The organism is Venatorbacter sp. C2-1, from assembly GCF_022832715.1.
GTDB classification, from domain to species: Bacteria; Pseudomonadota; Gammaproteobacteria; order Pseudomonadales; family Oceanobacteraceae; genus Venatoribacter; species Venatoribacter alkanivorans.
Map to the genome: position 1 here is coordinate 3,136,647 of NZ_CP094879.1, position 23,116 is coordinate 3,159,762.

At 54.0% G+C, this 23,116-nt stretch carries 21 protein-coding genes; 5 read left to right on the forward strand and 16 right to left on the reverse strand.

Going from position 1 to position 23,116, the window contains the following annotated elements; genetic code table 11:
* Window positions 1–445 precede the first annotated feature (445 nt).
* The 5 genes from tmk to purL all read right to left on the reverse strand — a co-directional run bounded on the left by tmk (window position 446) and on the right by purL (window position 7,257).
* The gene (gene tmk / locus MT343_RS14070) at window positions 446–1,123 is read right to left on the reverse strand and encodes a dTMP kinase (RefSeq protein ID WP_145465941.1); all 678 of its coding nucleotides are present in this window, start codon (window positions 1,121–1,123) and stop codon (window positions 446–448) included.
* A gap of 5 nt (window positions 1,124–1,128) precedes the next feature.
* A complete protein-coding gene (locus tag MT343_RS14075) occupies window positions 1,129–1,563 on the reverse strand; it encodes a hypothetical protein (RefSeq protein WP_145465942.1) in 435 nt (144 codons plus the stop codon).
* Between the two features lie 49 nt (window positions 1,564–1,612).
* Entirely contained in the window at window positions 1,613–2,527 is a 915-nt protein-coding gene (locus tag MT343_RS14080) for a hypothetical protein (protein ID WP_145465943.1), read from the reverse strand.
* A complete protein-coding gene (locus MT343_RS14085; RefSeq protein ID WP_145465944.1) occupies window positions 2,496–3,248 on the reverse strand; it encodes a hypothetical protein in 753 nt (250 codons plus the stop codon). Before MT343_RS14085 ends, MT343_RS14080 begins: the two co-directional genes overlap by 32 nt.
* A gap of 103 nt (window positions 3,249–3,351) precedes the next feature.
* Window positions 3,352–7,257, reverse strand: a complete 3,906-nt coding sequence (purL, locus tag MT343_RS14090) for a phosphoribosylformylglycinamidine synthase (protein ID WP_145465945.1) — start codon at window positions 7,255–7,257, stop codon at window positions 3,352–3,354.
* A gap of 406 nt (window positions 7,258–7,663) precedes the next feature.
* On the opposite strand from purL, the gene mltF reads away from it, so the two are divergent.
* Window positions 7,664–9,103: a membrane-bound lytic murein transglycosylase MltF gene (gene mltF / locus MT343_RS14095; RefSeq protein ID WP_145465946.1), complete on the forward strand. Its 1,440-nt coding sequence runs from the start codon at window positions 7,664–7,666 to the stop codon at window positions 9,101–9,103.
* A gap of 39 nt (window positions 9,104–9,142) precedes the next feature.
* Here the strand turns inward: mltF and MT343_RS14100 are convergent, their stop codons facing one another.
* Both MT343_RS14100 and tadA read right to left on the reverse strand, forming a co-directional pair.
* Window positions 9,143–10,138 (reverse strand): alpha/beta fold hydrolase, encoded by a 996-nt coding sequence (locus MT343_RS14100; protein WP_145465947.1) that lies wholly within the window; start codon window positions 10,136–10,138, stop codon window positions 9,143–9,145.
* 133 nt (window positions 10,139–10,271) lie between these two features.
* Window positions 10,272–10,787, reverse strand: coding sequence for a tRNA adenosine(34) deaminase TadA (gene tadA / locus MT343_RS14105; RefSeq protein ID WP_255448992.1), 516 nt, complete (start codon window positions 10,785–10,787; stop codon window positions 10,272–10,274).
* A gap of 149 nt (window positions 10,788–10,936) precedes the next feature.
* Here tadA and MT343_RS14110 point away from each other — a divergent pair, with 149 nt between their 5' ends.
* A complete protein-coding gene (locus MT343_RS14110) occupies window positions 10,937–11,332 on the forward strand; it encodes an acyl-CoA thioesterase (RefSeq protein ID WP_145465948.1) in 396 nt (131 codons plus the stop codon).
* A 44-nt stretch (window positions 11,333–11,376) separates the two neighbouring features.
* Here MT343_RS14110 and MT343_RS14115 read toward each other — a convergent pair whose 3' ends face one another.
* The 5 genes from MT343_RS14115 to MT343_RS14135 all read right to left on the reverse strand — a co-directional run bounded on the left by MT343_RS14115 (window position 11,377) and on the right by MT343_RS14135 (window position 15,673).
* The gene (locus MT343_RS14115; protein ID WP_145465949.1) at window positions 11,377–13,212 is read right to left on the reverse strand and encodes a monovalent cation:proton antiporter-2 (CPA2) family protein; all 1,836 of its coding nucleotides are present in this window, start codon (window positions 13,210–13,212) and stop codon (window positions 11,377–11,379) included.
* Window positions 13,205–13,831, reverse strand: a complete 627-nt coding sequence (locus MT343_RS14120) for an NAD(P)H-dependent oxidoreductase (protein WP_145465950.1) — start codon at window positions 13,829–13,831, stop codon at window positions 13,205–13,207. The genes MT343_RS14115 and MT343_RS14120 overlap by 8 nt, the downstream gene beginning before the upstream one ends.
* Before the next feature lies 1 nt (window position 13,832).
* Window positions 13,833–14,192, reverse strand: a complete 360-nt coding sequence (locus tag MT343_RS14125; protein WP_145465951.1) for a translation initiation factor Sui1 — start codon at window positions 14,190–14,192, stop codon at window positions 13,833–13,835.
* Between the two features lie 96 nt (window positions 14,193–14,288).
* Window positions 14,289–14,987 (reverse strand): lysoplasmalogenase, encoded by a 699-nt coding sequence (locus tag MT343_RS14130; RefSeq protein WP_145465952.1) that lies wholly within the window; start codon window positions 14,985–14,987, stop codon window positions 14,289–14,291.
* Window positions 14,984–15,673, reverse strand: coding sequence for a sterol desaturase family protein (locus MT343_RS14135; protein WP_145465953.1), 690 nt, complete (start codon window positions 15,671–15,673; stop codon window positions 14,984–14,986). The genes MT343_RS14130 and MT343_RS14135 overlap by 4 nt, the downstream gene beginning before the upstream one ends.
* Before the next feature lie 132 nt (window positions 15,674–15,805).
* On the opposite strand from MT343_RS14135, the gene MT343_RS14140 reads away from it, so the two are divergent.
* The gene (locus tag MT343_RS14140; protein WP_186435734.1) at window positions 15,806–16,717 is read left to right on the forward strand and encodes a LysR substrate-binding domain-containing protein; all 912 of its coding nucleotides are present in this window, start codon (window positions 15,806–15,808) and stop codon (window positions 16,715–16,717) included.
* A 76-nt stretch (window positions 16,718–16,793) separates the two neighbouring features.
* Here the strand turns inward: MT343_RS14140 and MT343_RS14145 are convergent, their stop codons facing one another.
* The 3 genes from MT343_RS14145 to MT343_RS14155 all read right to left on the reverse strand — a co-directional run bounded on the left by MT343_RS14145 (window position 16,794) and on the right by MT343_RS14155 (window position 19,888).
* Window positions 16,794–18,416, reverse strand: coding sequence for a sensor histidine kinase (locus MT343_RS14145; RefSeq protein WP_145465955.1), 1,623 nt, complete (start codon window positions 18,414–18,416; stop codon window positions 16,794–16,796).
* A gap of 61 nt (window positions 18,417–18,477) precedes the next feature.
* Window positions 18,478–19,362: a bile acid:sodium symporter family protein gene (locus MT343_RS14150; protein ID WP_145465956.1), complete on the reverse strand. Its 885-nt coding sequence runs from the start codon at window positions 19,360–19,362 to the stop codon at window positions 18,478–18,480.
* Window positions 19,363–19,390: 28 nt separating this feature from the next.
* A complete protein-coding gene (locus tag MT343_RS14155) occupies window positions 19,391–19,888 on the reverse strand; it encodes an Lrp/AsnC family transcriptional regulator (RefSeq protein WP_225693373.1) in 498 nt (165 codons plus the stop codon).
* A 391-nt stretch (window positions 19,889–20,279) separates the two neighbouring features.
* Here MT343_RS14155 and leuA point away from each other — a divergent pair, with 391 nt between their 5' ends.
* Window positions 20,280–21,965, forward strand: a complete 1,686-nt coding sequence (leuA, locus tag MT343_RS14160) for a 2-isopropylmalate synthase (protein WP_145465957.1) — start codon at window positions 20,280–20,282, stop codon at window positions 21,963–21,965.
* A gap of 139 nt (window positions 21,966–22,104) precedes the next feature.
* A complete protein-coding gene (locus MT343_RS14165) occupies window positions 22,105–22,509 on the forward strand; it encodes a cyclophilin-like fold protein (protein WP_145465958.1) in 405 nt (134 codons plus the stop codon).
* Between the two features lie 114 nt (window positions 22,510–22,623).
* On the opposite strand, the gene MT343_RS14170 is transcribed toward MT343_RS14165, so the two are convergent.
* Window positions 22,624–23,109 carry an FKBP-type peptidyl-prolyl cis-trans isomerase gene (locus MT343_RS14170; RefSeq protein WP_145465959.1) on the reverse strand — a complete coding sequence of 162 codons (486 nt, stop codon included), beginning with the start codon at window positions 23,107–23,109 and terminating at the stop codon, window positions 22,624–22,626.
* Window positions 23,110–23,116: the final 7 nt, after the last annotated feature.

The window sequence follows — 23,116 nt, forward strand, 5'->3', positions numbered from 1 at the left end:
CAGCATCTATTCGGAAATCCACCTTATCACAGCCATCGCCGATGGCAAACGCGCTGACTCCGTTGAAGTGTTACTGGGCGATAAAACCGTAGAAGATCTGATTATTCGCATTGACCTCCCATCTTAAAAAGATCATAAGTAAATCCGAGAAGCTCGGTATACAGACCTTTGATGGCGCGCTCTACCACTTGTAAAAATAGGGCGAGATCACACAGGAACAGGCGCTGAAAACACTGACTCAGAAGCAGTCTGCGTTGCACATTACACTGATCGATAACATGCGGTAAGCCAAACCGGCGACTTCGAAACAGGCCGCACCGGAAGAGACTGCGGCAACGACCGAGCTCCCACTGAACCTGGCGGGAGAAGGTTCTGCTGATAAAACGGGCCTGATGACCCGTTTATTTTCCAGACTAATCAACACAATCTGGGGAAGATATCCAAATTAAAACTTGCCTGTTTTTTCAACCGATATTAATCGGGTCAACTGATTGGATATATCCTCCATAGATAGAATATGATCGTGCTCCACACAAGTAATCACATCCCATCCTGAAGATATTGAAAGGCGCTTATATGCAGCATAGACTTTGGCCATATAAGTATGATCAGACTCATGAAGATCTTCGGCATCTGCTGTGTAGACGCGCTGTTTTTTTCTCAGGACCAAATCTTTAGATACACTAACAGGAACATCCAAAAATATAACTTTATCTGGCCTAGGAAGACCAAATATTTCATACTCTAATGTTTGAACCCATGTTGCAAAATCTTCAAAATCAGCATCCTTTAACTTGGCAGCTTGATGTGCAACATTGGAACCGACATAGCGATCACAAATAACATAAAAACCATTGGCTAAATCTTCCTCAATGCATTTTTTTAATTCCAAACGATCAGAAGCGAAAAGTAGCGCTGCCAGCTTAGGATGCACAGCATTTAATTGGCCATACTCCCCTCTCAAAAAAGCACCTATTTCTTTTCCAAAAAATGTGGAGTCATAGGCTGGAAAGCTATATAACTTTGCCTTAAATCCACTTTTATTCAGAGACGAAACCAGCATTTGAGATTGAGTACCCTTTCCGCTACCATCAATTCCCTCAATAGCTATCAACCTACCCATTAAGATCACCAATTATTTAAAATGTGATTATACAAATCTTCAGTAAGACCTATTTCACTTATTGCAGAATTTATTTCTCGCTCTCTCATGTCTTGCGGCAAATAGCAAAATGCAGAAAACTTAGTTTCTATCAAATAAAGGGCTCTATAAGTAACACTGAGTAAATCAACATAAGCCCCCCCACATTCAAAAGTTTTTAAATTTACAATAAGAACATTTTCTAATTTTCCCTCAATATGGCCAGCCCAAACATTAAGATTACCTACCTCAAAATTCGAACTAACATACGGAAAGCCATTCGCTTTTAAAAGCGCCCCAATACAATTGCACAAAACATCAACGTTACTAGACGCCAATCCAGCAAGCATAGCGTGAAAATCCACGTACTGCTGGGTTTGAAAAATTTCCTGTAACGCATTCTTTCCATCACGAACGTTCATTATACGAAACCTCACCTACGAATTTATGAAGCCTATAGCACTGCCCCATCTACTGACACGCCCCACACTTAACACAATAACCGTCCGGATCATGGTTAAAGTAATTAGCTGGATTATTTCGACTTAAAATATATGCGCTAACACAACTGGATTTTCTAAAAACTTTAACCCCATACCGACCCAGTTCTCGCTCAAAATTCACAAAGCCAGACTTATCAGCAACTTCATATTTATTCCCTCCGGAACAGTCAAGCGACTGCCGCCCCCCAGACGAACATAGAACACCAGGTAAGCGATTAGCCTTAAATACCCTAGAAACCCTACTATCAACAAGTAAGTCACCGACAACACAGCAATCAACTAGTGCTTCCTTCAAAGCAATAGCTATATCATGTGACTCACAATCTGTCACTCCAGACAAATAAGGCTTAATCATCACATTTACAGCAAGGCCGTTCATCTTCAATTGCTTTAATGATGACAATCTCATCGCAGGACTATCCGCAAATGGCTCGAGCTTACCTGAAGAAGCGACTGAAGTTATTGAGGTAGAGTAAAGTATGTGGCCAAAATATTTATTAGCCTTTGACAACGAATCAATAACATAATCTGAAAGTTTATATTTACTCATTATCTGAATAGGATTCCCTAATTCAGAGAGCTCCATAAGCCATTCCAAGGTATAATGACAGGCCTTTTCGTCATGGCTCGGAAATGGGTCCCCCCATGCACCTATTGCCAATATAGATCCATGAACTCCAGAGACAAAAGCTTTTGACTCTGTTAAGTAACCTACGCACCCTGAAGCGGGACGCTCATTCAGCTCGACATTCGTTGTCAATCCACAACCATATATATAGCAATAATGGCAACGAGCAGCACACCCCAAAATTGGACTAAAAAAGTATCTACCTTCGTAATATTCTGGAAGCCTACTCACTGGCAGAATTCCAATTTTTTTCAAAATATGCTTTCCAGTAATTCACCCCTTCACCACCTACGTATTCGTAGGAAATAGCATACTGGCTCTGCATATTTTTTAGATAAGGCCCAACAAAAACACGATCAGCCACGCGAAAATAAAACTCTAGCGGTAAGGAATCGTAATACCTGATACAAACTGCTTCACGACCAAGCTCTTTATTTATCTTATCCGCCCAAGACTTTAAATCTTCAATTGACTTTCTAGTCGCCCCCTCGACCAGGGACTCACTTTCATCAATATTCTTAAGCATTGCACTACCAGGCGCCAAGCTCAAAATCCTAAATGTTGCACCACGAGATAATAAAGCATTAATCTCTAATTCACGCGCCTGTCTAAATCCGCTAAGGCCAAATGCAATAATATCGACGCGGCCGCAGTAGTTTCTTAAAGCTTCATTTGTAGATTGGTTCATCTCAGCCCTTGTTCTATAAATGGCCTCCAACCCCCAGATATCAACAATCTGCTCTTTGATTACATTCCTAATAATATATTCAGATGTAATATAAATAATAAAAACACTCGAGACCAATGAACCCGACACACCTAGCAATACACTTTTAACATTTGCATAAGAATCAGATAAACACAGAGCAACCACGAATAAAGTAATCGTTACCAATGATGTTATGACTAGAACATTACGTGTATTCCAACGACTCCTATCCTTTATTATTGCCATTTTTCTTTTGTAATCATCCATAATCAGGACTCACTGTTTATCCACTCAAATATTGATTTAGAAAATTTATTAGTAGTTAAACAAGGCGCCCATATTCTTATAAGCGCCTTAGGTGTCTGTAATTTCAGCTGTTCTCCTCACACCACACCCGCGCATTGCGGAACATCCGCATCCACGCGCCATCTTCATCCCAGCTCTCCCCTTCAGGACCAGCTGGCACGTAGGAATTCTGAATCGCGCGGAATACCCGCTCTGGGTGCGGCATCATAATGGTCACACGACCATCGTTGGCGGTCAGACCGGTAATGCCCTGTGGTGAACCGTTCGGGTTCGCCGGGTATTGTTCGGTAACGTTGCCGTAGTTGTCGACGTAACGCAGGGCGATCTGGCCAGCCAGTTCGTCAATGGCGCTGTCGTCGGCAAATTCGGCGCGGCCTTCGCCGTGGGCGATGGCAATCGGCATACGTGAACCAGCCATACCAGCGAGGAATACCGAGTCGGATTCCTGCACTTCGACCATGGCAACACGGGCTTCAAACTGCTCGCTCATGTTACGCACAAAGTGCGGCCAGTGTTCGGCACCCGGAATCAGTTCATGCAGGTTTGACAGCATCTGACAGCCGTTACACACGCCGAGGGCGAAGGTGTCTTCACGTTTAAAGAAGGCTTCAAACTGGCTGCGCGCCTGGTCGTTAAACAGGATGGACTTGGCCCAGCCTTCACCGGCGCCCAGTACGTCACCGTAGGAGAAACCGCCACAGGCAACTAAGCCGCGGAAGCCTTCCAGGGTTACGCTGCCCGACAGAATGTCGCTCATATGCACGTCAACCGAGGTGAAACCGGCGCGGTCAAAGGCGGCGGCCATTTCGATCTGACCGTTCACACCCTGCTCACGCAGAATTGCGACTTTCGGGCTGTTTTCAGAACCGGAAGCCGGTAAATCGGCGGTGATATCGTCGTTAATATCGAAGGTCAGCTCAGCGTGCAGGCCCGGGTTTTCAGCGTCCAGCAGGGTGTCGAATTCCTGCTTGGCGCAGTCGGCGTTGTCACGCAGCGCCTGCATTTCGTAGCTGGTCTGGCTCCACAGGCGCTGCCAGTTCACACGGCTTTCGCTGAGGAATTCTTCGTCCTGGAAGCTGAAGGTAATCTGGTCGTCGAAGTTCGGCTTACCGATCACGGCGGTGCAATCGCCCAGACCGGCGGCTTCAAACTGGGTCAGCACTTCTTCCAGATCGTCGCGGCGAACCTGCAGCACCGCACCCAGTTCTTCGGCGAACAGTGCAGCGGCCAGACCGGCTTCGTCATCGGCCAGCAGATCCATGGAGATATCCACACCGCAATGCGCAGCAAAGGCCATTTCGGTCAGGGTGGCGAACAGACCACCGTCGGCACGGTCGTGGTAGGCCAGCAGTTTATTGTCGCTGTTTAAGCCCTGCACCACGGCGAAGAAGGCTTTCAGGTCTTCGGCGTCGTCGAGGTCGGCCGGTACATCAGCCACTTTGCCGAATACCTGAGCAAAACAGGAAGCACCAATACGGTTCTGGCCACGGCCAAGGTCAACCAGAATCAGGTCTGTTTCACCACTATCCAGTTTCAGCTGCGGCGTCAGTACACCACGGGCATCGGTTACCGGAGCAAAGCCGGTAATAATCAGCGACATCGGCGAGGTAACGGCTTTATCGGTACCGGCATCGTTCCAGCGGGTTTTCATCGACATCGAGTCTTTACCCACCGGAATGGTCACCTGCAGCTCAGGGCAGAGTTCCATACCCACGGCTTTTACCGTGGCGTAGAGTTTTTCGTCTTCACCGTCGTGGCCTGCCGCACACATCCAGTTAGCCGACAGTTTAATGTCAGCCAGTTTGGCAATCGGCGCCGCCGCCAGGTTGGTGATGGCTTCGGCCACCGCCAGACGACCGGACGCCGGAGCATCCAGCAAGGCGACCGGCGTACGCTCACCCATCGCCATGGCTTCGCCGGCATAGGTGTCATAAGAAGAGGTGGTTACGGCAACGTCAGCCACCGGCACCTGCCATGGGCCAACAAACTGATCACGCGCCACGGTACCGGTAATAGAACGGTCGCCGATGGTGATCAGGAAAGATTTGCTCGCCACGGTTGGCAGCTTGAGTACGCGCGCAGCGGCATCGGCCAGATCGACACCGGCACCATTAAAGGCATCGCCTGCGGCGTTGCGGCGGCTGGCTTCACGGTGCATACGCGGTGGCTTGCCGAGCAGTACCTGCAACGGCAGATCAACCGGCTTATTATCGAAGTGGCTGTCGGTGACGGTTAAATGCGGCTCTTCGGTGGCGTAACCCACTACCGCATAAGGTGCGCGCTCGCGGGCACAGATGGCATCAAAGGCCGCCATATCTTCCTGCGCCACGGCCAGTACATAACGTTCCTGGGATTCGTTTGACCAGATCGCCAGCGGGCTCATGCCCGGCTCATCGTTCGGTACGTTGCGCAGTTCAAACTTACCGCCACGGCCGCCATCGTTCACCAGCTCCGGGAAGGCGTTGGAAATACCGCCCGCGCCGACGTCGTGAATAAAGGCAATCGGGTTTTTATCGCCCAGCTGCCAGCAGCGGTCGATCACTTCCTGACAGCGGCGTTCCATTTCCGGGTTTTCACGCTGTACAGAAGCAAAGTCGAGGTCGGCATTCGACTGGCCAGAGGCCATAGAAGATGCCGCACCACCGCCCAGACCAATCTGCATGGCCGGGCCACCCAGAACGATCAGGCTGGCGCCTACCGGGATTTCGCCCTTCTGTACGTGTTCGCCACGGATGTTGCCGTAACCACCGGCAATCATGATTGGCTTGTGGTAACCGCGGACTTCACCGTCGTGCTGCAGTTCGAAAGTACGGAAGTAACCGCACAGGTTCGGACGGCCGAATTCGTTATTAAAGGCAGCGCCGCCCAACGGGCCGTCGATCATGATATCGAGGGCCGACACAATGCGGTCTGGCTTGCCGTACTGGCTTTCCCATGGCTGTTCAAAGCCCGGAATTTTAAGGTCGGATACGGTAAAACCGGTTAAGCCGGCTTTTGGCTTGGAACCACGACCAGTCGCGCCTTCGTCACGGATCTCACCACCGGAACCGGTAGCCGCACCGGAGTGTGGTGCAATGGCGGTCGGGTGGTTGTGGGTTTCGACCTTCATCAGGATGTGCATATCTTCCTGATGGTAGGTGTAGGCACGGCTGTCAGGATTCGGGAAGAAACGACCGGCTTTATGGCCAACAATCACCGAGGCGTTGTCTTTATAAGCCGACAGAATGTTTTCGTTGTAACACTCGTAGGTGTTTTTGATCATCTGGAACAGGGACTTGTCCTGATCCTCGCCATCCAGCGTCCAGGTGGCGTTAAAGATTTTGTGGCGACAATGCTCGGAGTTCGCCTGAGCGAACATCATCAGCTCTACGTCGGTCGGGTTACGGCCCAGAATGTTGTAGTTCTCGACCAGATAATCCACTTCGTCGTCAGCCAGTGCCAGACCCAGGTTCTTATCGGCTTCGATCAGCGCCTCACGGCCACCGCCCAGAATATCGACGGTGCTCAGCGGCGCAGGTTCTGCGTGGGAGAACAGGTCAGCCGCAGCCGAGCTGTTATCCAGCACCACTTCGACCATGCGATCGTGCAGCACAGCCGCAGCCGCTGCACGCTCAGCGGCACTGATGCCCTCTACATAGTAAGCAATACCACGCTCCAGACGCTGTACCTTGTTCAGGCCGCAGTTATGAGCGATGTCGGTAGCCTTGGAAGACCACGGCGAGATGGTGCCGAAACGCGGCACCACCAGAAAGAGTTCGCCCTTACCTTCTTTTACCTCGGCTTTCGGGCCGTAACGCAGGATACGCTGCAGTACCGCCAGCTCGTTATCGGCCAGAGCTTCGTGCAGCTCGGCAAAGTGCATAAATTCGGCATACACGCCGCTGACCTGTGGCAGCACTTGCTGCAGTTTGTTCAGGACTTTGTTCTGACGGAATTCGGAAAGCGCCGGTGCGCCACGCAGCTCGAGCATCGGGGGAAAACTCCAACGTAAGGAGGTGGGTCAAAATGAGCGCGAATGATACCGGAGAGTGCCTGTTCACACCAGATTTGTGCGGCCGACCGGCCAGAGTGGCACGCCGGGCAAAGGCACCACGCGGCCGCCGGGCAAACGGGTTGCTGTAAACATATCAGCGGCCACGAAAAAGCGCTTATCGTTGCAAAATCAGCAACAGTGCGTTGCTGACCAGCCCGGATTCCTGAGGCCTACAGAAAAAACAGAAGCGTTTCAACAGGTTAGGTCACTATAACGACACGAAATAGTCATCATTTTGCAAACATAGCCCGCCTTTCGGTTGTTTTTTAAGCGATCAGCACGCTACAATGACCCCAGATTTCAGAAAATGCACCATATTGGTGCGCATTTACGGAAAATTTGCATGCGATCTGGCATAACTCGTCTACTATCAACTACCGCGATGGCGGCCCTGTGCTTAACCGCACTGACCGGCAGCGTGCGTCCGAACAACCTGGAGCAGGTGCGGATGCATGGTGAGATTGTGATGGTAACGCGTAACAGCCCGACCAGCTTTTATGAAGACCGCAGTGGCCCGGCGGGCTACGAATTTGAACTGGCCCGCGCCTTTGCCGACCACCTTGGCGTTACCCTTAACGTTGTGGTGGCCGATAATCTGAATGACATTTTCAGCACCCTAGAGACAGGAAAGGCGGCCTTCGCGGCCGCCGGTCTCACTCATACCGCCGAGCGTGAACGCTGGTTCCGCTTCTCACAGCCTTATATGCAGGTTACCGAACAGGTTATCTACCGCCGTGGCGCCCTGCGCCCGCAGCAGATTAACGACCTGGCCAGTGGTCAGTTAGTGGTCGCTTCCGGCTCAAGCCACGCAGAACGCCTGCGCACTCTGCAGCACAGCCAGATTCCGGAACTCACCTGGAGTGAAACGCCCGATCTGGAAGTCGCCGATATGCTGCAGATGGTGGCCAGCGGCAATATCGATTTTACCGTGGTCGATTCCAACGAATTTGATGTGCTGCAGGCTTATTTCCCCAATCTGGCCATTGCCTTCGATTTAAGCGAGCAGCAGAACATTGCCTGGGCTTTCAGCCACAGCCGCGATGACAGCCTGCATCAGGCCGCGAATCAATTTTTCGGCAATAAAGAAAATGCCGCACTGCTGGCCGGTCTTGAAGAACGCTACTACGGCCATCTGGATAAGCTCGACTATGTTGGCGCCAAGCGCTTCCTGCGTCAGACCAGCAATAAACTCGATACCTACAAGCCGCATTTTGAAAAAGCCGGTGCCGATCACGGTTTCGACTGGCGCCTGCTGGCTGCCGTCGGCTATCAGGAAAGCCACTGGAACCCAACCGCCAAGAGCTTTACCGGCGTACGTGGCCTGATGATGCTGACCCGTAACACCGCACGCGAACTGGGTGTAAAAAACCGCCTCGATCCTAAGCAGAGTATTTTTGGCGGCAGCCGCTATCTGGCTAAACTGCGTGAACGTCTGGGCAGTGATGTGCAGGAGCCAGACCGCACCTGGCTGGCACTGGCCGCTTATAACGTCGGTTTTGGTCACCTGACCGATGCGCGTAAAATTACCGAACAGATGGGCGGTAACCCGAATTTATGGCTGGACGTTAAAGAAGCCCTGCCACTGCTGAGCCAGAAACGTTACTACCGTCACACCCGCCACGGTTTTGCCCGTGGTCAGGAGCCGGTTGATTACGTACAGAATATCCGCCGTTACTACGACGTCCTGGTCTGGAATGAAGAGCAGAGCCCAACCTTCAGCGACGACGAAAATGCTATGCAGTTATCGTCATCACTGATCACCGTTATTCCTCCACTCCTATAGCAATAGTGAGTTTCGCGGATAAGTTTTTATCCGCTTTTTTTATTCCCCGTTCTGAGCCGTCTGCGACGGTTGCAGGAGTTGCTGCTGAGGCGGCAATTCCTGCAGGAATGTGCGCACCACCTGTGCGCTGTCATCCGGCACTTCCAGCATCGGCGCATGGCCGACATTGGCAAAAATATGGCTCTGGCTGTGCGCCAGGTGCTGCTCAAACACGCCCACCGAACTGACATCCAGCACGCGGTCCTGCTCACCCCAGAGAATCAGTACCGGTTGCTGAATCTGCTGCAGTAAACGCAGGTTATCGTCACTGTGGCGTGCGGCTTCGGCCACCGCATGAATATCGGCAAAGATGTCGGTATTAATCGCATTGCGTGCCATCGCCCGGCGCGCCAGAACATCCGGCGCCGGCCACGGCAGGAACGGCTGCTGCACCATGGCAAAGTTACGCAGCGCGTCGTAGTCGTCCATGTTTTCGACCACCAGCGGATTGCGCCCGCCGTTATCAATAATCTGCTGGAATTCACTCAGATGCGGTGGGTACACACCAGCGGCATCAATCAGCGTAATAGAAGCCACCTGCTGCGGATGCGCAGCGCTGTACAGCAGGGCAATGCCACCGCCCATGGAATTCCCCAGTACATGTACGGGTTGCGGCAGTTTAAGCGCGTCGACAAACTCCGCCAGCCAGCCGGCCTGAGCAGCGAAATCGTAGGTCACCTGCGGGTTATAGGAGCTTTCACCATGGCCGGGTAAATCCGGCGCGATCACCCGGTAATCTTTAAAATGGCGGGCAAAACGCAGCCAGTTATCTTTATCGACGGCAAAGCCATGCAGCATCAGCAGCACCGGCGCATCGGCGGTTTCTGAATCGAGATACACCCAGTGATGACCCGCCACATCCAGCTCATGGCGGTTAAGCGCCGACATCGCGCGCTCGGCTTTCAGGCCGGTTTCAAAGAGGGTGTCCTGCATTTTGGCGCAGGCGAGTAATTGCAGTGACAGCAGTGCCAGAAGCACTGAACGTAAAACAGGCATAAACGTATTCCCGGTAAGCGTTTTAATTGTTCTTTTTGTTTCTTATTATTGGTACGGGTCGTCGTGATCAGGAATGGTTGGTCGTTTTTTTATTATTTTTGTTCTTACTTTTTATTATTTTTTGCCCAGACGATCAGTCTGCCGCCGGAGGCACCGCCTGCTTCAGACGCTTTTTCGCTTCGCGGCGCATGGCAAAGAAGGATGACATCATAGCGGAGCATTGCTCGGCAAGCACCCCACCCTCAATTTCCATCACATGATTATAAAAAGGCTGTGCCGGTAACTGCAGCGCGCTTTCAACAGCACCTGCTTTCGGTTCGGTCGCACCATAAACCAGCCGTGCAATGCGGCTGTGAATTAATAAACCGGTACACATGGTACAGGGCTCCACGGTGACATACAGCGTAGCGCCCGGCAGGCGGTAATTACCGATATTTCTGGCGGCATCACGCACGGCAACCATCTCAGCATGAGCACTCGGATCAAGGCTGGTAATGGGCTGATTAAACCCACGCCCTACCACCTCGCCATTCAGCACCACCACCGCACCCACCGGCACTTCACCGGCATCGTAGGCGCGCTGCGCTTCGGCCAGCGCCAGCCGCATGCCCTGCTCGTCGTTAACAATCTGTATGGCTGAATCTGGCAAAGTGGCCTCGTATTATCTGACTGAAATCGTGAATGGATGGCTCAGGGCGCCGGGCATCTTGTACTCTTTGCCATTTTATACTCTTTGCCAGTACCGCTGACAGACTCAGCAGGTACAATCAGTGACCTACTAATAACAGGAATAATATTATGTGGACGCACCACCTGAGCCCGCGCTTTGTTGAAACCGATGCCCTGGGTCATATCAACAACACCGTTTTACCGGTCTGGTTTGAAGATGCCCGCACGCCGCTGTTCCGCCTGTTTACTCCGGATCTGGATATCAACAACTGGCATCTGATCATCGCCAAAATCGAAGTCGAATTTGTCGGTGAACTGTTTTACGGCAAAGATGTGGAGATCCGCACTTACCTCACCAAGCTGGGCAACAGCTCGATGGTGATTGCCCACGAAGCCTGGCAGGAAGGCCGTATGGGCGCCCGCGGCTCGGCGGTGATGGTGCATTTTGATCACGACGCCAAGCAGTCGGTGACGATTCCGGAGCCTATCCGTGCCCAGCTGAGCGAGCACTTACAGGCGCTGTAAGCGCCTGTTTTATCGCGTCATTCAGATACAGCCTGAGATACAGGCTAGTCCCGATCCCAGGCCTGATCACCACTTTCGGCATCGACCTTCTGGTCGTTTTTCAGTACCTGTTCCAGATCGACGGCATGCTGGCGCGCGCGGTTAATAAAGGCCGATTCATCGTCCAGCACTTCGCCCAGCGAGCGCACATTCAGCTCATCATGGTGGCGGAACAGTTCCGCCGCACGCTGCGCCTGATAAGCGCGGAAGCCAAGCGAACGCAGTGCTTCGCGCCCCAGCGCCAGCGCTGAGTTAAAGGTTTCACGCTCCACATGATCAGCCCCGGCACGCAGCAGTTCCGCCGCCTGACGACGACCTCGGGCACGGGCAATAATGCGCAGCTGCGGGTAATGGCGGCGCACTACTTCGACGATTTGCAGACAGCGTTCATGATCGTCGATGGCGACGACCAGCAGCTCGGCGTCGGCCAGTCCGGCGGCTTCGAGCAGATCGAGGCGCGCGGCATCACCGTAAAATACCTTATGGCCAAAACGGCGCACGGTATCGACCTGAGTCGCGTCGTGCTCCAGAACCGTAATGGCAAAGCCGTTCATACGCAGCAGACGGCCAACAATCTGGCCGAAACGGCCAAAGCCGACAACGATAGCCCGCGCCTCTTCCGATTCGATCTGATCGTGCGGGCGCGTGCTGTTATTGCCCGACAGCCGCGGCAGAATCAGGCGCTCGTTAAGGATAATCAGCAGCGGTGTCGCCGCCATGCTCAGCGCGACCACCAGCACCAGCGGCTCAATCATCGTCGCCGGTAAAATCTGGTTATTACCGGCAAAGGTGAACAGCACAAAGGCAAACTCGCCACCCTGAGCGAGGGCAAAGGTAAAGATACCGTTGCTCTGCGCCGACAGACCAAACAGCCGCGCCAGCACAATCAGCACCAGCATTTTGATGATGATCAGCCCCAGCACCAGTTCCAGCACCAGCCAGGGGTTCGCCGCCAGCAAGGCGAAGTCGATGCTGGCACCAACGGAAATAAAGAACAGCGCCAGCAGCAGACCTTTGAAGGGCTCAATCTCCGCTTCCAGCTCGTGGCGGTATTCACTGTTGGCCAATACCACCCCGGCAACGAAGGTGCCCAGTGCCGGTGACAGGCCGACCAGCTCCATCAGCAGCGCAATGCCGACCACCAGCGCCAGTGCGGTGGCGGTAAAGGTTTCGCGCATACGGGTGTTGGCAATAATGCGGAACAGATGGCGGCTGACCCAGCGGCCAACAATCACAATGGAGGCCACCACCGCCAGTACCAGCAGGGTTTTCTGCCAGCCGGACAAACCGGTGTGCGAAGCCGCAGCCACCAGCGAGCTGTCCAGTGCCAGCAGCGGCAGAATGGCCAGCATCGGAATCACGGCAATATCCTGAAACAGCAGCACGGCAAAGGCCGATTGCCCGGCTTCGGTTTTCAGCAGTGATTTTTCATTCAGGGTCTGCAACACAATGGCGGTGGATGACATCGCCAGAATCATGCCCACCGCCAGACTCTGCTGCCAGGGAAAGCCCAGCTGCACACCGACCAGCAGAATCAGCACACTGGTGACCACCACCTGCAGGCCGCCGAGTCCTAAAATAGGCACGCGCATACGCCACAGCAGCGATGGGTCGAGTTCAAGACCGACCAGAAACAGCATCATTACCACGCCGAATTCGGCAAAGGCCATCACTCCTTCAACGTCGTTACCGATTAAACCCAGCGCAAAGGGGCCGATCACCGCACCGGCACAGAGATAACCCAGTACCGAACCAAGACCAAGCCGCTTGGCCAGCGGCACCGCCACCACCGCCGACAGCAGAAAAACAAAAGCCTGCTGCATTAAGCCACTGTCATGCATCGGCATTCTCCTGTGACGGGCGGTTGCTGAGGTCGCGCAGGTGCTGCAACAGCGCCGCACGGTATTCTTCGGCGCGTTCCTGCAGATAAGGTTTGGTCAGCTTGCGGATGCGGTACACAGCAAACGGCTCCAGATAACGCATATCGCACAGTGCGGCACTCTGCTCAAAAGGCAGCAGATAGTCGCTCAGCGGACGGCGGCTGATGCCTTCTTCGCGGAAGGAGTTCACCGGCCCACCGGCGGTAACCGCCAGCCACAGCGCCTTACCCGCCAGCGCCTGAGATTGCTGTTCCTGCTGCACGTTCTGGCCATAGGCAAAGCCAAAGTCGAACACCCGGTCCTGCCATTCTTTCAGTAAGGCCGGGGCGCTGTACCAGTACAGCGGAAACTGAAAAATAATCAGGTCGTGGGACAGCAGCAGCGCCTGCTCGCGCGCCACGTCGATATGAAAATCGGGATACTCTTCATACAGGTCATGCACGGTGACCTGCTCCAGCCCCTGCACGGCCGCCAGTAATTCGCGGTTGCCGTAGGAATGCTGATGCTGGGGATGGGCGTAAACGATCAGCGCACGCGGTGCTGCGGAGTCTTTCTGAGCGCCAGCAGAAGTGGCCTGCATCTCAGCCACCTGCTTTTTTAACGGTGAAACCGCGCTTGCTCAGCTCGCTGACCAGCAGGTCACGCTGATCGCCCTGAATTTCAATCAGACCGTCTTTTAACGCACCGCCGACGCCGCATTTCTGCTTCAGCTCTTTCGCCAGCGTCTTCAGCTCGGCGCCTGCCAAAGGCACACCGCTGACAATGGTCACCACTTTGCCGCCACGGCCTTTGCTCTCGCGGCTGACACGCACAATACCGTCTCCGGCGGGTACTTCTGGTTCGCCGCAACGACACTGACCCTGGGGTTCGCGACACTCAGGACAGGCACGGCCAAACTCGGTTGAATACACCAGACCACCGGAAGAAGATTTTTTTGCCATGGGAACACTCACACTGCTATGCGACAGAACTGGCCAATAATGACCGTAAAGAAGCGGCAAACTAAACCATCCACCGCCCTGACGCAATCACGGATTTCAGCGTGCCGGAGCGGATTCCACCGTGCTTTTCTGCCTGCAGGTTGCTGCTTTCAGCAGAGGTGAATCCGCCGCCAGTAACAGGCCATACCCCAGCAGTAACTGAGCGCTGATATAGATGCTGACGATCACCGGTGTGGAGTGCTCAAACGGCAGCCAGAAGCGGTTTACGCCGATCAGACTGTCAGCCAGCATAAAGAGCACACCGCCGCCGGCAATCCAGCGGTTGCCACTGCGTAACGCCAGCACCGCCATGCCCCATAAACACAGCACATAGATCAGCACCGGCCACCACAGCGCGCCGGTATTAGGGTAAAACTGACACAGCAGAAAGGCCGCAAACAGCGCCGGCAAGCCGGCCCTCAGCGCATCCCCACGGCGGCTCTGCCGCAGTGGCCACAGCAGCGCGATATAACTCAGCTGCGCCAGTAAAAACGCCGCCAGCGCCTGCTTTAAATACAGGCTGCGGTCGAAGTCGAGAAACACATCCCCCGCGGCTGAGGTCAGCATCGCCAGCGCGTACAGCCAGGCTGCCCGTAAACTGATTTCAGCGTTCCTGTACTGCAGCCAGGCAACAACCGCCAGCAGCAATACCGGGCTGGCTTTCAGGACATAGCTGAGCGGATAGGGATGCAGCGGCCACAGCAGGATATAGAGCGCGCCGAGAATCACGGCCAGGCCAAACAGTGTCTGTTTCATCGGTTTTTCTCCCCGGATGTCGCCCGATTGCCCGGTGCGCGCCAGTACAGTGTGCCCAGCAGCCAGTCGAATAACGGCAGGGTGATATTGAAATTGCACTGCGCCATACGCTCGCGTTCATGATGCAACTGATGCAGATGCCGTAGCCGCCACCAAATCGGCGTGCGCTCAACAAAACTGCCTGCCGGCAGGTGGTAACTGAAGTGCATCACCTCATAAAACAGATAACCACACAGTGCCGCAGCGGCATAAATCCAGCCGGCGTTATCCGACCACAGCCATTGCAGCAGCAAAGTACCGGGAATAATCAGAAATACTAAAAACACATAAATAAGCCAGGCCGGAAACAGCACCACGCGCCAGTCGCGCACACTTTCAAAGGGCATCGCCGACTCAATAAAAAAGCTGTGGTGATCGCCGGTATGGCGCGAATAAAACAGCCGGCCAATACGGGTTTTACGGTGCCCGAGCCAGCGATGGGTCGCGTATTCGCCGAAATTCACCAGCACCATGGTCAGCGGTAATAACAGCCACTCAGCGACAGTGCCCTGCTCAACCTGACTGAAGCTGTACAGGATCACCCCCAGCCCGGTAGCCGCCACCACCAGCGCATGCAGACCACCGGAATAAAAACGTGCAATGGAGGCACGGTAACGGGCGCGGAAGGCCAGATGATCAAAGGCCATAAGCATCTCCTGTCGTTATTACAGTTGTTATTATTTTTAAGTTGTCTCCACTCTATCGCCGGCGGCTAAATAAAGGCCAATCAATAATTAAAAAATGTATTATCACCATTATGAATAATGCGTGAGAAAGCCATGAGCCTGCGTTCCCTCGATCTGAATCTGCTACCGCTGTTTACCGCCTTAATGGAAGAACAGCACCTGACCCGTGCCGCCGCACGTCTGCACCTCAGTCAGCCGGCGGTCAGTAACGCCCTGAAACGGCTGCGTCTGCAGCTGGGTGATGATCTGTTTGTGCGCACCGCCAGCGGCCTGAAACCGACCCCGCGAGCACTGCAGTTGTACGCCAAAGTGCGTGACGGGCTGGAACTGATTGAACAGGGCTGGGCCGATCAGCAAAGCTTCGATGCCGCCACCAGCCGCCGGCATTTCCGTCTGTGTGCCAATGGCGCAGTGGAATATCTGGCTGCGCCCTGGCTGATGCAGCAGCTGCGCCAGCGCGCGCCGGGTGTGGCATTGCAGATAGAAACCGACCAAAGCCCGGATATTGTGCAGCGCCTGCAGGATGGCCGCCTCGATCTGGCCATCGATTATGTCGACCAGCCGCAACCGGGTCTGTGCCATGCGCCGCTGCTGCAGGAATCGTTGGTGGTGATTGCCGCGCGTAACCATCCGCAGTTCCACTCCGATCTCAGCTACGACGAGTTTATCCACCTGCAACATGTCAGCCTGTCGCCACGCAACCGTCAGGGCACGCCGATTGAGCAGTTGCTGGGACATAAAGACCTGCCACGTCAGGTGCAGCTCTGGGTCAGCAGTTTTGTATCGATTCCGCCGGTGGTCGCCAGTACCGACCTGATTGCCGTGGTACCGCAACAGCTGGTCAGCCACAGTCTCTGGCAGCAATTACTGCAGACCGCCCCCCTGCCCTTTGCCTGCCCACCGGTTGAACTGCAGCTGATCTGGCATCAGAGCCGTGAGCGCGATCAGGCACACCGCTGGTTACGGGAATTATTGAAGGAATTGGTAAATCTGACGGGAGCATAAAGCCCCGCAAAGAAAGAACGGGAGGATATTCAGAGCCTGCTCAGTGCCTGTTAACAGGCACTGGCGACAGGCTCTGTCAGCTGCGTGGAAAACGCAGGGTAACCACGGTGCCCTTACCCGGAGAGCTGTCGATCAGCAGCTCACCGCCATGATTGACCATCACGTTGTACGCCACGGTCAGACCAAGGCCGGTACCCTGACCGATTTCCTTGCGGGTAAAGAAGGGATTAACCGCACAGCTCAGGTCTTCTTCGCTCATACCTGTGCCGGAATCTTTGACCATGACCGCTACCCAGTCATCCTGCAGATCGCCGGCAATTTCAATGGTGCCGCCATCGGGCATCGCATCGGCGGCGTTGTGCAGAATATTGTTAAACACCAGCCGCACCTGTTCCGGGATGCACGACACCTGCGGCAATTGCTGCAAATAGCTGTAAACCCGTAAATCGTTACGCGCACTGATGTTTTGCTCGGCCAGCGCCTGCTGCATCAGCTCATCCAGTGCGGTGATTTCTTTATGCTGATGCTCGGTATCGGCAAAGGTACGCAGCTCGCTGACAATATTACGCACGCGCTCCAGACTCTGCTTGGAAGTACGCACCAGATCCGGGGCGTCGTCGCGTACAAAATCCAGATCAATAGCGGTGCGCATCTGCACCAGCGCCTGTGTCAGGGCTTTATCGGCAATACCATGTTCGGCGGCCTGATACTGATCGGCCAGGCCAATCAGCTCGGTCAGATACTCGCTCAGCGTGGCGATATTGGAGTACACCACCGCGATGGGATTGTTGATTTCATGGGCCATACCCGCCGCCAGATGACCCAGCGACGCCATACGCTGCGCCTGCAGTAACAGATCCTGCGTGCGCTGTAATTCGTTCAGGCTGCTCTGCAGCTGGCTGTTGCTGTCATGCAATGCCTGAGTACGGGCTTTTACCTTTTCTTCAAGTTGTTCATTCAGCTGACGGATACGGTTTTCGGCCTGCTGGCGCTGGCTGATTTCGCCTTCCATTGCGCGTAAAACATCGTTCATTTTGTGCGCCAGATCGTCCAGTTCACTGTTGCGCAGCGAGCCTTCCACCACCAGCGGTGCGGTTATTGGCTGGCGCGGGTCAATGGCCATCAGGCGTTCCATCAGACGTTTCAGCGGGCTGGTCAGACGCGCACGGAACACCAGAATCAGCACCACCGCCAGCGTGATATTGCGCAGCACATCCAGCAATAACGTAATACCGGCGCGGCGTTCAAAGCCCTGGCGGGTCAGACGCTCATCCGACCAGACTGTCAGATGGCCAATCACCCGTGGATTTTTGGAATAGATCGCCGGTTCCAGCAGTTCGACATCGTGGGCACGGTAATAAAAGGAATTAGCGGTATCGCTCAGCTCGCGCTTGCTCAGACCGGCACGTTTCTCGAAGCCGGTCTCGTTTTCCACAATCACGCTGGCCACCACCGCCGGGTTCATCAGCAGACTGTCGAGAATACTCTGCATCGAACTGCCATCGTAGTTATAGAGTGTCAGCGCCGCCGGGCCACTCTGTCGCTCCAGCAGTTGCGCAGTAAGCTCATGATAACGGCGACTCTCGGCGGTATAGTCAAAACCAATCTGCGCGGCACTGAACAGCACCCCCAGAAAAATACTGAAGCTCAGCACATAAAAGGTCAGCTTACTTTCTATCGATGACAGACGACTGGTCAAAGTTGGCCCCTGTTGGTTGGCAACGCAGCGGTCCGGCTGCGATGGAGATAGGCTCTGATCATTATAGCGAAGATCCTCCTGCCGGCATGACAACACTGGCCGGTTGACGCAAAACCCGGCGGCCAATCAGCAGCAGTGCCGGTATATTCATCAGGATGCCATAAAACAACGCCACCAGTGCCAGGTCCGGCCGCTGCAGGATGGTCGCGCTGATCAGCATGGCGGTACCGGCATTCTGGATACCCACTTCGATCATCAGCGTCAGCGTATGCCGTTCGCTCAGGCGCAGCAAACGACTGATTAAAGCGGTCGCTGCCATCGCCAGCACACACAGCCCCAGACACACCAGTGTCGCCTGCGACCATAATTGCGGCAGGCGCTCGCTGTTGGCCACGGCCATGGCGATCACCAGAATAATAAACAGCAACAATGACAAACGGTTAAACCAGGGTAACGCCCGTAATACCGGCTGCGGATAACGCGCTGCCAGCACCATTCCCAGCAACAGCGGTACTACCGTCACCAGTAATAAAGGCATTAATGTCGGCAGCCAGGGCAGATACAGTTCAAGCTGATCGAGGCTCAGCCAGTGCAGCTGGGTATTCACCCACAACGGTAACGTCAAAGGTGCCAGCAAGGTAATAAGAGCCGTCAGGGTGACCGACAGCGACGCATCGCCACCACTTAAATGGCTGATAATATTTGAGGTGGCACCACCGGGACAGGCCGCCAGAATAATCAGGCCGATGGCCAGCGTGGCTGGCAAAGAAAGCATCATAACCAGCATCAGCGCCAGCGCCGGTAACAATAATAATTGCAGCGCCAGACCAAGCAGAATCAGCTTCGGCTCACGCGCCACCGCGATAAAGTGCACCGGGCGCAGGCTCAGCCCCATCACCAGCATCATCATGGCCAGAGCCAGTGGTAAAGCAACCTGGGTTAACACATCATCTCCTTACAGAAAAATCATCCCATCAGCGCGTTGCTAATGGCAGCGCCGTGCGGTCGATGACTTTACGCATTACAAAGCTGGAATGCACTCCGCTGACGCCTTCAATACGGGTCAGGGTGCCAAGCAGAAACTGCTGGTAGGCATTCATATCACGCACGATCACTTTTAATACATAGTCGGCCGACTGGCCGGTAATCAGGTAGCACTCCAGCACTTCCGGACAGGCCGCGACCTGCGATTCGAAGTTATCAAAACGCTCCGGCGTATGGCGATCCATGCTGATCGAAATCAGCGCCAGCAGATCCAGCCCCAGACGCCGGGCATCCAGATGGGCACGGTAGCCCTGAATCATACCGCTTTCTTCCAGCGCTTTTACCCGGCGCGAGCACGGCGAGGGCGACAAGCCGACTTTATCGGCCAGCTCCAGATTGCTGAGACTGCCATCCTGCTGCAGTAATTCGAGAATGCGCTGGTCAATACGATCAAGCCGGGCCATACCATCGGGCATATCTGAGTTCATAAAACGACCTTCTGTTGAGCTGATACAAGTCGTTGCCGGTCAGGGCAATCCGTGCCACGAACAGACATTGGCACAAATCGCCAAAGACAATAAACATCGCGCAATATTGTATCAAAATTAAGGGTTATCAATAGCAACTTTGCAATCATAAATGCCAGCATGCCGCATATACTGTGCACATACTGTTAACCAGATCTCTTCCTTACCGGAAGGCATCTGAACGCGCTGTTCACAAGACACCGCGTCCGCCCAGCCACCAAAAGTGGCCAGGGCCAGAGAGGACTCACAAGGTCTGAGCAAAGACAGTCAGAAAGGAAACACGAACAAGCTCAAAAGGCTTAAAACACGCAATCAATGACCAGTTTTTATAAAATCTGAGCAAGGACCGGATATGAATACCCCGACCACCGCCCGCTTTAACCATCGTAAGTACCGCCCTGCAACCGTTATCGCCAAAACCGATCGCCGCTGGCCGGACCAGACTCTGACCACCGCGCCGCTGTGGTGTTCAGTTGATCTGCGTGATGGTAACCAGGCGCTGATCGAGCCCATGTCCGTTGCGCAGAAACAGCAGATGTGGGCGTTGTTGGTCAACATGGGCTTCAAAGAGATTGAAGTTGGTTTTCCTGCCGCCTCACAGCCGGATTTCGACTTTGTACGCTGGCTGATCGAAGCCAACCAGATTCCGGAAGACGTTACCATTCAGGTATTGGTGCAGGCGCGTGATGAATTAATCGAACGCACCTACGAAGCCCTTGCCGGCGTACGCCGCGCGGTGGTGCATGTGTATAACTCCACCTCACCGGTACAGCGTCAGCGTGTCTTTAATCTCGACAAACAGGGCATTATCGACATCGCCGTGAACGGTGCGCGTAAAGTTGCCAGCGAAGCCAAACGCCATCCGCAGACCGAGTGGGTATTCCAGTATTCACCGGAAAGCTTCTCAACCACCGAAGTCGATTTTGCCGTTGAAGTCTGTAACGCCGTGATCGATGTATGGCAACCGACTGCAGAGAAAAAAGCCATCATCAATTTACCGGCCACCGTCGAAAGCAGCATGCCCAACGTGTTCGCCGACCAGATTGAATGGTTCTGCGACCATGTGAACAAACGCGACAGCCTGATCATCAGCATTCATACCCACAATGATCGTGGTTGTGGAGTAGCCGCCGCCGAGCTGGCGATGCTCGCCGGTGCCGACCGTATCGAAGGCACCCTGCTCGGCAATGGCGAGCGCACCGGCAATATGGACATCGTGACCATGGCGATGAACCTGTACAGCCAGGGCGTTGATCCTGAGCTGGATATCAGCATGGCCGATGACATCATCGCCACCGTAGAAGCCTGTACCAACATCAAGACTCATCCGCGCCATCCGTGGCTCGGCGAGCTGGTGTATACCGCCTTCTCCGGCAGCCATCAGGATGCCATCCGCAAGTGTCTGAGCAAGCAACAGGACGACGAGCCATGGGATGTGGCTTATCTGCCAATCGACCCGCGCGACCTTGGCCGCAATTACCAGTCGGTGATCCGCGTCAACAGCCAGTCGGGTAAAGGCGGTGCTGCTTATCTGCTCGAGCAACAGATCGGCGCCACATTGCCACGCTGGATGCAGATCGAACTGGCGCAGCCGATTCAGCGCCGCGCCGAAATGCAGGAAGGCGAACTCAGCCCGGAACAAATTCTGAGCGTATTCCGCACAGAGTTTATGAACAGCGATGGTCGCTACTCGCTGGCCGGTTACCAGATCGACAAACAGGGCAGCCAGTATCATGTGCAAGCGTCTATTAATGACGGCAGCCAGTTAATGCTGATTCATGGTCATGGCAACGGTGCCATCAGCGCCTTTGCTGACGCCATGCACAAAGCCACCGGCGTGGACGTGCAGATTGTCCAGTTTGACGAGCAGGCCATCAGTGAAGGTTCCGATGCCACCGCCATGGCCTTTGTGCAGGCCAGCATCCGCGGCAGCCGTTATACCGCGGTCGCTCAGGATGGTGACACCCTCTCGGCCAGCCTTAATGCCATCCTGTTTACTATTAACAAGGCAATCATTGACAGCCGGGCCGTCGCCTGAGAACCAAGAAAAGCAGCGCGGCAAAAAAACCGCTCTGCTAGTCTGAAGGTAATCCAATGCAACGGAACTGCACCGCCGGCACGATGCCGGCGGATGCATTTATGCCGTTGTCTTTACTGACACGACGGGGGAATTTCTTATGACGTTACTGGCTATGCGTTTTGAAAACCACGAAATCCGTATTGCACTGCGCCGCACCCCAACTGCTCAGGCCATTCTTAAGGCAGTGCCTTTTACCGCCACGGTACAAACCTGGGGGCAGGAAGTTATTTTCGACTGCCCGGTACGGGTAAGCTATGAAGATAATGCGGTGAATATCGTGCAACCCGGCGATATTGCCTTCTGGGCCGATGGCAGCAGCATTGTCATTGGTTTCGGGCCAACACCTATTTCCCGCCACGGTGAAATCCGCCTGTCCAATGCCTGTAATATCTGGGGCGATGCCCTTGATGAAGTCAGCGCACTGGCCGATGTAAAAGCCGGTACCGTCGTTGAAGTGGATATTGCCGAACCACTGGATCTGAAAAAAGCCAGCGGACAATAACCAGCCGTTATTTTTTAAGCAGAAATAAATATCCGCAAAAATAAATTAAAAATGCATAAAAAAAGCCGGCGATAAGCCGGCTTTTTATTAAGTATTTTACCCTTGGGCAAATACTCAGTGGTGATGACCGCCTTCACCGTGAACATGGCCATGAGCCAGTTCTTCTTCGCTGGCGTCACGGATAGATTCAACTTTAACGCTGAAGCTCAGAGACTTACCGGCCAGAGGGTGGTTGGCATCAACAGTAACGATGGCTTCATCAACTTCGGTCACGATCAGGTTGATCGGGCCGTGTTCAGTCTGAGCGGTAAAGGCCATACCAGGCTCAACTTTTTCGACGCCTTCGAACGCTTCCATTGGTACCTGCTGTACGCGCTCTTCGCTGTACTCGCCGTACGCATCGGCAGGAGCAACAGTGACTTCAAATTCATCACCAACCTGCTTGCCTTCCAGAGCCTGTTCCAGACCCGGAATAATATTCTGTGCGCCATGCAGGTAAGTCATTGGCTGACCACCTTCAGATGAATCGATAACTTCGCCGCTGGCAACATCAACAACTTTGTAGTGAATGGTTACGATTTTGTGTTGTGCAATGGTCATAAGGTGT